Source organism: Hymenobacter agri (genome assembly GCF_054778495.1).
In genome coordinates this window covers 1-1104 of the sequence record NZ_BAAGZM010000960.1, presented here as the reverse complement: position 1 = coordinate 1104, position 1104 = coordinate 1, and the positions used below count along the sequence as shown (strand labels likewise).

The 1104-nt window shown below is 65.5% G+C and carries 2 protein-coding genes; both read right to left on the bottom strand.

Annotation, left to right across the window (positions count from 1 at the left end; genetic code table 11):
• A partial coding sequence (locus ACYVDE_RS23700; RefSeq protein ID WP_460503985.1) for an ABC transporter ATP-binding protein occupies positions 1-655 on the bottom strand: 655 nt, incomplete at its 3' end.
• Between the two features lie 15 nt (positions 656-670).
• Positions 671-1104 (bottom strand): HlyD family secretion protein (locus ACYVDE_RS23695; RefSeq protein WP_460503984.1); only part of this gene is annotated, 434 nt, incomplete at its 5' end.

Sequence of the window (1104 nt, the reverse complement as noted above, 5' to 3'; positions counted from 1 at the left end):
GCAGGGCCGCCGGCGTGTCGATGCGCAGCACCTGGCCTTCCTGCAGCAGCGCCACCCGCTCGCACAGGGCGGCTTCGTCCATGTAGGGCGTGGAGACGACGATGGTAATGCCCCGGGCCTTGAGCGTGCCGAGCATGTGCCAGAACTCCTGCCGCGAGACGGCGTCGACGCCCGTGGTGGGCTCGTCGAGCAGCAGCACCTGGGGCTTGTGAATGAGCGCGCAGCACAAGGCCAGCTTCTGCTTCATGCCCCCGGACAGGGCCCCGGACCGGCGGTTTTTGAACGGAGCCAATTGCTCGTAAATGTCTTTGACCAACTCGTAGTTTTCGGCTACGGTGGTGCGGAACACGGCGGCGAAAAATTCCAGGTTCTCCTGCACCGTCAGGTCGGGGTAGAGCGAGAACTTGCCCGGCATATAGCCCACCACGTTGCGGATGGCGCGGAAGTCGCGCACCACGTCGTGACCGGCTACGGTGGCCGTGCCGGCATCGGCCAGCAGCAGCGTGGTCAGGATGCGGAAGAGCGTAGTTTTGCCCGCCCCATCGGGCCCGATGAGCCCGAACAGCTCGCCCGCTTCCACGGCCAGGCTTATGTCGCGCACGGCGGGGGTGGTGCCGTACGATTTGCTGATGTTCAAAAGTTCAACGGCGGGCATAGGGTCGGCGGGGGGTTAAAACAGCACATCGGCGGGCATGCCGATTTTGAGGCTGCCGTCGTTGGGCACGGCGACTTTCAGGGCGTACACCAGGTTCACCCGGTCTTCCTTGGTTTGAATCACCTTGGGCGTGAACTCCGCCTTGCTGGCAATCCACTGCACCCGGCCGGCGTATTCCCGGCGCTGGTCCCCGGGCGCATCCACCAATACCTTCACCGCTTGCCGCAGCTTGACGCGGGTGAGCTGGTCGCCGGCCACGTAGGCCCGCAGAATCAGGGTTTTCGTGTCCCCGATTTTGTAGAGCGGCTGGCCGTAGTTCACCACCTCGCTGGGCTCGACGTACACCGTGAGCACGGTGCCGGCCACGGGGTTTACCACCCGGCTTTGGCGCAGCTGGTCGCTCACCTGTCGCACCTGCTCCCGGAGCGGGGCCGCCTGGGCGGCGGTGC